We start from the raw sequence: 7,620 nt of genomic DNA on the forward strand, positions 1-7,620 counted from the left end.
TGGAAAAATGAATTTAGCCTTGCAGCATGCTGCAAGAAGAATGCTCCAGCAGATGACTGCTGGAGCTGAACTATGTTTAACAACCCCTTTTCGGTGATCCATGTTTTTTTTCAATTCGATATGGAAATAATGAATTGGAGGAGGGATCATGCGATGCAAGCCTATTTCGGTGTTCTATTTCGCACCATTTTTGCTATTCTGCTGCTTTTATTGGTGGCTAAAATACTCGGTAAACAGACGATTTCGAACATGACATTTCTTGATTTTGTGACCGGTATTACCATTGGGTCCGTTACGGCTAATTTGGCGTTCAATGATAAAATTCAATGGTCACATGTGACCTTGTCGCTCATTGTCATTACCATTACATCCATTCTTTTATCCGTTATTTCCTTGAGGAGCCGCAAAATGAGAAGCTGGATATCGGGTTCTCCAACCGTACTTATTGAAGGCGGGAAAATTCTTGAAGATAACATGAGAAAAGTAAGATATACGCTGGATTCCTTGGATCAAGCATTGAGGGAAAAGGGGATTTTTAACCTAGAGGAAGTCGAATATGCTGTTCTCGAAGATAACGGGGTCGTGTCCATATTAAAGAAAGACAAGTATCAATATGTAACGAAAAAGGATATGAAGCTTCGCCCCAACACCCAAGCCTTTCCGGTTGAACTGATCTTGGATGGAGTGCTTATCGAAAAAAACCTGGAGAATAACGGACTGACCAAGGAGTGGCTAGAAACACAGCTCCGTCGCAAGGGGAAGCGGATCTCCGACGTGTTCTATGCTGTAAGAGGAACGCAGCAGCAGCTCATCTTTGACTTTTATAAAGATGACATTCAAAAACCCACTGATAAGGAATGAATGGGTTAAGTCAGGCAGCGCAGGAAGTCCCGCCGTCAATAAACTTGTACAATGACCGCTCCTTTTCATTATGGGGGCGGTCATTGTTGTGTAGGAGCCTGATGAAATTAAAGTTATAGAATTGCCGAAATTCTGGAGACATCAATACTGCTTCGGGTAAACTTGATTCTTTTCAAATAAATTTCTAACCTGATCGGCCATAAATTGTGTGGAATGCGGCATTTGATGACGTATCCACCACTCCACAATGCCAATAAAAGCAGAGGCCATGAATTGGGCTTTTAACTCATTGTCGATAACGGGCCTATTGTCCGGCCTTTCCATTTTATCCATAAGACTGACTGAAATAAAATTCAGCAATCGGTCCCGGAATAGAAAGGCTCTTTGATTGGAAAACATTGCAGAGAAAAACGGGAAGTTATCACGCAAATAATCAAAAACCGGTTTGGGCTCTTGTACCATTCCTTGGCTAACCGGATTGGCCTCCCGTTTCTTGCACAATGAGATCAATTCGTTGATGTGATCTTCAATGCATTTGTCCAAAAGGTCGTATTTGTCACTGTAATGCAGATAAACGGTGCCGCGGTTAACATTGGCACGCTCCGCTATCTCGTTAATAGTGATTTGTTCAAACTCTTTTTCCGAAAAAAGCTCCAGAAACGACTTCGTTATGGACTGCTTGGTTCGGAGAATGCGCCGGTCGGTTTTAACAGCGTTGTCCATTCCTTGCGTTACCTCCTTCAGCTAATCAACAATTCTGCGGGTGTTGTTGTATATATAACAAATACACATCCATTAACCATTGAGTAATCGGGGCTTCTGTCTATAATATTAATTTAGGTAAAGGAGCATTTTACAATGGAAAATATACAAAATAAAGTGGTAATTATAACAGGAGCCTCCAGCGGAATAGGAGAAGCTACAGCGAAGTTGTTGGCACAAAATGGGGCAAAGGTGGTATTGGCGGCCAGAAGAGAGGAACGTCTGCATGCGATTGTTAATGAAATTAAACAGGGTGGCGGCGAGGCCGTTTCTGTAAAAGCAGATGTCGTTTCTGCCGAAGATATGCAGAATTTGGCCAAGTTTAGCTTAAGTGTGTATGGCCGAATTGATGTATTGGTGAACAATGCAGGGGTCATGCCGAGTTCCAGGCTGAATGAATTAAGAGTAGAAGAATGGGATCAAATGATCGATGTGAACATCAAAGGTGTTTTATACGGTATCGCAGCGGTATTGCCTACCATGCGGGAGCAGCAGTCCGGTCATATCATCAACCTATCCTCTACCGCCGGTTATCATGTGTCCCCTACAAATGCCGTATACGCAGCCACCAAGTTCGCAGTTAGAGCCATCTCGGAAGGACTGCGCCTGGAAGAATCTTCGACTTCGCGTATTAGATCTACCGTGATTGCTCCTGGTCTGACGAAGACCGAACTTTTTGACAGCATTACCAGCCCGGAAGTGCAGACGATCGCCAATCAAATAAGCGGCATAGGGATTTCTCCTTACAGTATTGCTAGAGCCATTGCGTTTACCATTAATGAACCTGATGACACCCTAATCAGCGAAATTATGGTTAGGCCGACCGCGTTGTCCTGAACATTTCCAAACAAGATGATCGGGAATTATCCTTATGGCTGAAAATCAAAATACTGGTCATCCACCATTTAGTTGAATAAAACTTAAAATAGCAGCGGCAATCTAAGACTGTATATTCAGTACTTAGATCGCCGCTGTTTGCTATAGCGGATCAGACTAAAACCTTATTTTCATCAGAACAGCAGGAGCTGTTCCCTGTAAATTTTCGTTCTTACAGGGTCTGTCCGCTGTCCACCGTAATGATTTGCCCGGTCATGGATTCTTGTTCCAGTACGGCGCAGATGAACCCGGCAATGTCTTCGGGTGTGGAGATGTGCTGGAGAAGCAGATTGGGGGCTAGTTTCTTCATTTGTTCCTCCTTGCCTGCCCACCATCTGGTGGCCACAGCTCCCGGTACAACGCAGTTGACCCGAACTTCGGGCGCCAGAGCACGGGCCAAGGACTTCGTGAGTCCGTGAACCGCAGCTTTGGAGACCGCATAAGGAAGGGAGGAACCGGAGCCGGTCTGTCCCGCGATGCTGCCCAGGTTCACAATGGCGCCCTGTCCTTCTTTTTTAAAATAGGGGGCTGCCGCTCTGGCACAGTAGAACATTCCTTTTACGTTCACGTCATACAGCCGATCCCAGACCTCTTCGGTTGCCGCCTCCAAATCACCGAGAGGAATATGCGATGTAATGCCTGCGTTGTTGACGAGCGCATTCACTGTTCCGAACTGCTGGACAATCTGTTCAATCATTTGGCGTACTTCCGTATCTTTAGAGACATCAGCCTGAATGGCGGTGGCCGTGCCGCCTTTCTCTTGAATCATCTTGACCGTCTCGTATGCCTCGGCCCTGGAACGTGAATAATTGACCGCAACGATCGCTTTTCGGTTGGCAAGCTCCAGACAAGTTGCTCTGCCAATCCCTGTTCCTCCGCCAGTCACTAATACAACTTTGTTGTGCAGATTCATTTCAATCCCTCCTGATCATTGGAAATCCATTATACTGTGACCTCTCTGCAAGAATGATTGTAAGGGAGGATTGACGTTTTGTATAATTGAATAAACTCAATGAATGGTTCGATTTATTTGAACATTAGAAGCTGGGAGGGAAACGATGGACGCCAAAACATTGAAGACTTTTCACCAAATTGTGAAACACGGCAGTTTTATCCGTGCGGCGGAAGAGATGAATTATGCGCAGTCCACCGTCACCATGCAGATTCAAAAGCTGGAGTCGGACATGGGCGTCCAACTGATCGAGCGCGGCAAGAAGATTCAACTGACGGAAGCGGGCCGGCTTTTTTGGGAGAAAAGCTTGCCAATCCTCAAAAATATGGAGCAGCTGCAGGAAGATATGGCGGGACTGCTTGAGGGAACGGCGGGGCATATTCGATTAGGAGTGACAGAGCCGACGGCGAGCTATCGTTTACCCGGCATACTTAGGTCGTTTGTGGCCCAATATCCGAAAGTAAGAATTTCCGTGAATTTTGGGAATACACCGCTGCTGAGCGAGAAGCTGCTCGATGGCGATATAGACTTTGCTCTCTGCTCCGCACCGGATCTTGGTTCTGAGCTTTTGTTCGAGCCGCTGTTCAAAGAGGAATTTGTAGTGTTAATGCCGGAAAACCATCCGCTTGCCCATAAGGCGTCTATTGTTCCTGAGGATTTTCAGAACCATCGTCTGCTCATTACGTCTGCGACTTGTCCCTACCGCCGCAAGCTGGAAATCGTTCTGCAGGAAGCGGGAGGAATTACTTTGGACACGATGGAAATCGGCAGTATGACGGCGCTGAAGTATTTTGTGGAGAGCGGGCTTGGCATTGCCTTGGTACCCAAAATTACGATTGATCCAGTTCCGCCAAATACAGTCACGCGCACGATAAGCGGCAGTTTGATCGAGATGACTTTTGGCATACTCTGTAAAACGACAGGGCATTCTTTGAAATCGGTAGGGTATAGGTTGTATCATTTTCTTAGAGAAGAACTGTACAGTGAAAAAGACGACTCTTCATTCGGGATTCAAAAATGAACGTCGTCTTTTTGCTAATAACTAAACTTACATATCATCACCAGAAATACGTTTCCGGCATCTTTGTAACCTTTTGGGGACCGAAATCCAAGTTTCTGGTCATATACTTATCAAAAAATTCGGGGTCAATTCCGGTCATATGATGAAAGAAGGATACTTCGGCTTTCCAATCGTTCTCAATCATTTGACCAATGTCCACGAGACCCTTTTTTGAACAAAGTCGATGATTGTTTTAATTTTCATTGGTTTCTGGATCGGAATTATTTTATCGAGCGGTTCACCAGTAAACCAAAGTATAAAAGATGAAACCGTTTGTAAATTTTCTGTAAAAGGCTAGATCAGGATGGGCCGAATAGCATAGAATAGAGTCGATTTTATACTAAAATCTCTTCCCGACAACTAAGGAAAAGGAGTAATCCGTACATATGGATACGAATCAGCAAGAGGCACCGGAATATACTCAAAAAGGGAGATTTTCGGCTCTTCTGGAAGTTCTGAAGGTTTCTGCCAAGCTGGGACTCACTTCATTTGGAGGACCCATCGCCCATCTGGGTTATTTTCATAACGAGTACATCCGCCGCCGGAAATGGATGGATGAACGAAGCTACGCCGACCTTGTAGCCCTATGCCAGTTTCTCCCCGGTCCAGCCAGCAGCCAGGTTGGCATTGGTATCGGAGTGTTAAGAGCGGGACTCATTGGAGGTCTCGTAGCATGGCTGGGTTTCACCCTGCCGTCAGTCATCGCGTTAGTTGCGTTTGCCTTCCTGCTCCAAGGTTACGATATTGCGGATGCAGGGTGGATTCATGGACTGAAGATCGTAGCTGTAGCGATTGTTGCCCATGCTGTTCTAGGGATGGGGCAGAAGCTCACACCTGATCGGGGAAGAGCAACCATCGCCGTGGCTGCCGCAGCAGTTGCGTTGTCTTGGCATACCGCCTACAGTCAGGTGCTTATCATTATTGCTGCGGGGATTGCCGGGTTATGGCTGTACCGAAAGAAAGCGGCGGAAGGGTTACCCGATCTGCAAATTCCAGTCAGCCGGGCCTTTGCCGTCTTCTGCTTGGTTGTATTTGTTGGTCTGCTCACTGCACTCCCGCTGCTCAGACAATCGGGGGGAGCCGGATGGCTCGCGATGTTTGACAGCTTCTACCGTTCCGGTTCTTTGGTGTTCGGCGGGGGTCATGTCGTGCTCCCGCTTCTGGAGCGGGAGGTTGTTCCCACGGGGTGGGTGAGCCAAGAGGATTTCTTGGCGGGTTACGGAGCGGCGCAAGCGGTCCCGGGGCCGCTGTTCACTTTTGCAGGCTACCTTGGAGCTATGACCGGGGGGATCACAGGAGCGGTGGTCGCCACTCTCGGCATTTTTCTTCCGGCCTTTCTGCTTGTTGTCGGTGCTCTCCCCTTCTGGAACGGGATAAGGAACAGTCCGAAACTCCAAGGGGCGCTTACGGGGATCAATGCCGCTGTCGTTGGCATTTTGCTGGCCGCTCTGTACGATCCGCTGTGGACTAGCGCCATTTTGAAGCCAATGGATTTTGCCCTGGCCGTCATATTGTTTGTCATGCTCGTCTTTTGGAAGCTTCCGCCTTGGGTGGTTGTACTAACCGGTGCTGCGGGAGGAATGCTGCTGGGGCTAATGTAATCGTAGGAACGGGTGAAAGAACGTCTATCGTTCATCACCCGTTTTTTATTTTTTCTCTGCGCATACTACACCTTAGAAAAAGGGTTCTCAGCGAGAGGAGCGGTAGTAATGAAAAGGTTAGTTTGCCTATGTATGCTTTGTTTACTTCTTCTGGTTCCGGCACAAATGGCGGGGGCGGCAGAAAATGCGGCAGCAGCCGGGCCCGTAAATCCACCCTTGCTGGAGTCGCTCCGTCAGGGCGGATATATTCTATATATAAGGCATGGTGAAGCCACGGTAGGAGAAGACCGGCCCGATCTTGTCTTCACGGATTGTTCGACCCAAAGAAATCTTTCCGGGGAAGGCAGAAGACAAGCTGCCACTCTTGGGGAGGCACTTCGCAGATTACAAATCCCCGTTCAATTTCCGGTGCTGGCCAGTCCTTTTTGCCGTACCAGGGAGACGGCTGAACTGGCCTTTGGGGAAGGAAAGGTTCAGACTGATCCGTTCTGGATTAAAATTTATCGGTTAAGCGGTGACACAACCCCTTCAGAGCGAGAGGATACATTGACTGCCATGACTTCTGTGTTGGAAAAAGCACCGCCTTCCGGAACCAACCAAGTGATCGTCGCTCACAGCTTCCCTTCAGGGGTTGGTTTGGGCGAAATCCCTAACTTGGGTATTGTTGTGGTGAAACCTAGAGGGCAGGGCAGCGGATACGAAATTGCCGGCCGAATTGCCTTAGGAGAGCTATTGAGTTTACGGACTGCTAAGTAAGATACTCGCCGGAAGGTTCGGAGAGATATTAAAAAATATTCATAAAAAATTAAATAAATCGACACATATTTCATGACTATTTTATAATAAGATTCAAAGTATGTTAGCAAGTTGTAAGTATATTTCACTTAATTTTGTCATGTTCTCTTACGTGTGAGAAAGGAGGATTAGGAGCGCCGAATAACAAAGTTACGGCTGGCTGTAATTCAATAACTTTTACTTTACATAATGGGGAGGAAGAACGAAATTGAACTTATCTATTAACTTGAAGAAGAAAATTGCCCTTACCTTAATGTCGGCTGTCTTATTGACTCCTGTCGCTATAAGTTCCGCTGAGGCTTCTGTAGTTCCGGGCAAGATTGTATCTACCAGCCCGCAAGTCACCGCCGTTAATACCGCCCTGCCAAACATCACGATCCTTGCAACCGGTGGAACCATTGCTGGCTCCTCCACCTCCACTACGGATGTAACCGGTTATACGGCGGGCGCGCTCGGCATCAATACTTTGATCAATGCTGTTCCCGAAATGAAGCAGATTGCCGATGTTAGCGGCGAGCAGATTGCGAATGTCGGCAGTCCCGATATAGACAACGAGGTTCTTCTTAAACTGGCCAAACGCATCAACGCCCTGCTCGCTACGGATGATGTAGACGGCGTTGTCGTAACGCACGGAACGGATACGCTGGAGGAAACCGCCTATTTCCTGAACCTTGTCGTTAAGAGCGACAAGCCGGTTGTAGTGGTAGGGGGGG

Annotated in this window: 8 protein-coding genes; 6 read left to right on the forward strand and 2 right to left on the reverse strand. The window is 47.3% G+C overall.

Annotated elements, in window-relative coordinates; all coding sequences use genetic code 11:
* The first annotated feature begins 153 nt into the window (after window positions 1-153).
* Window positions 154-861, forward strand: coding sequence for a DUF421 domain-containing protein (locus L691_RS0111995; protein ID WP_025690776.1), 708 nt, complete (start codon window positions 154-156; stop codon window positions 859-861).
* Window positions 862-1,002: 141 nt separating this feature from the next.
* Here L691_RS0111995 and L691_RS0112000 read toward each other — a convergent pair whose 3' ends face one another.
* Entirely contained in the window at window positions 1,003-1,584 is a 582-nt protein-coding gene (locus L691_RS0112000) for a TetR/AcrR family transcriptional regulator (RefSeq protein WP_025690777.1), read from the reverse strand.
* Window positions 1,585-1,719: 135 nt separating this feature from the next.
* On the opposite strand from L691_RS0112000, the gene L691_RS0112005 reads away from it, so the two are divergent.
* On the forward strand, window positions 1,720-2,460 hold the full coding sequence (locus L691_RS0112005; protein ID WP_025690778.1) for an SDR family oxidoreductase: 741 nt from the start codon (window positions 1,720-1,722) through the stop codon (window positions 2,458-2,460).
* 211 nt (window positions 2,461-2,671) lie between these two features.
* On the opposite strand, the gene L691_RS0112010 is transcribed toward L691_RS0112005, so the two are convergent.
* Window positions 2,672-3,412, reverse strand: coding sequence for an SDR family NAD(P)-dependent oxidoreductase (locus tag L691_RS0112010; RefSeq protein WP_025690779.1), 741 nt, complete (start codon window positions 3,410-3,412; stop codon window positions 2,672-2,674).
* A gap of 145 nt (window positions 3,413-3,557) precedes the next feature.
* On the opposite strand from L691_RS0112010, the gene L691_RS0112015 reads away from it, so the two are divergent.
* The 4 genes from L691_RS0112015 to L691_RS0112035 form a co-directional block, all read left to right on the forward strand.
* The gene (locus tag L691_RS0112015) at window positions 3,558-4,472 is read left to right on the forward strand and encodes a LysR family transcriptional regulator (protein WP_025690780.1); all 915 of its coding nucleotides are present in this window, start codon (window positions 3,558-3,560) and stop codon (window positions 4,470-4,472) included.
* 425 nt (window positions 4,473-4,897) lie between these two features.
* Window positions 4,898-6,112 carry a chromate transporter gene (locus L691_RS0112025; RefSeq protein WP_025690781.1) on the forward strand — a complete coding sequence of 405 codons (1,215 nt, stop codon included), beginning with the start codon at window positions 4,898-4,900 and terminating at the stop codon, window positions 6,110-6,112.
* A 12-nt stretch (window positions 6,113-6,124) separates the two neighbouring features.
* Complete coding sequence (locus L691_RS0112030) at window positions 6,125-6,868, forward strand: histidine phosphatase family protein (protein ID WP_232229166.1); 744 nt, start codon at window positions 6,125-6,127, stop codon at window positions 6,866-6,868.
* A 292-nt stretch (window positions 6,869-7,160) separates the two neighbouring features.
* The coding region (locus L691_RS0112035; RefSeq protein WP_198023023.1) for an asparaginase domain-containing protein at window positions 7,161-7,620 on the forward strand (460 nt) is incomplete at its 3' end.

The organism is Paenibacillus zanthoxyli JH29, from assembly GCF_000520715.1.
Classification (GTDB): Bacteria; Bacillota; Bacilli; order Paenibacillales; family Paenibacillaceae; genus Paenibacillus_AQ; species Paenibacillus_AQ zanthoxyli.

Coding starts and splice junctions, on each gene's coding strand:
- L691_RS0112010 (WP_025690779.1), bottom strand. CDS start 3,412: ATGAATCTGCACAACAAAGTTGTATTAGTGACTGGCGGAGGAACAGGG.
- L691_RS0111995 (WP_025690776.1), top strand. CDS start 154: ATGCAAGCCTATTTCGGTGTTCTATTTCGCACCATTTTTGCTATTCTG.
- L691_RS0112015 (WP_025690780.1), top strand. CDS start 3,558: ATGGACGCCAAAACATTGAAGACTTTTCACCAAATTGTGAAACACGGC.
- L691_RS0112025 (WP_025690781.1), top strand. CDS start 4,898: ATGGATACGAATCAGCAAGAGGCACCGGAATATACTCAAAAAGGGAGA.
- L691_RS0112005 (WP_025690778.1), top strand. CDS start 1,720: ATGGAAAATATACAAAATAAAGTGGTAATTATAACAGGAGCCTCCAGC.
- L691_RS0112000 (WP_025690777.1), bottom strand. CDS start 1,584: ATGGACAACGCTGTTAAAACCGACCGGCGCATTCTCCGAACCAAGCAG.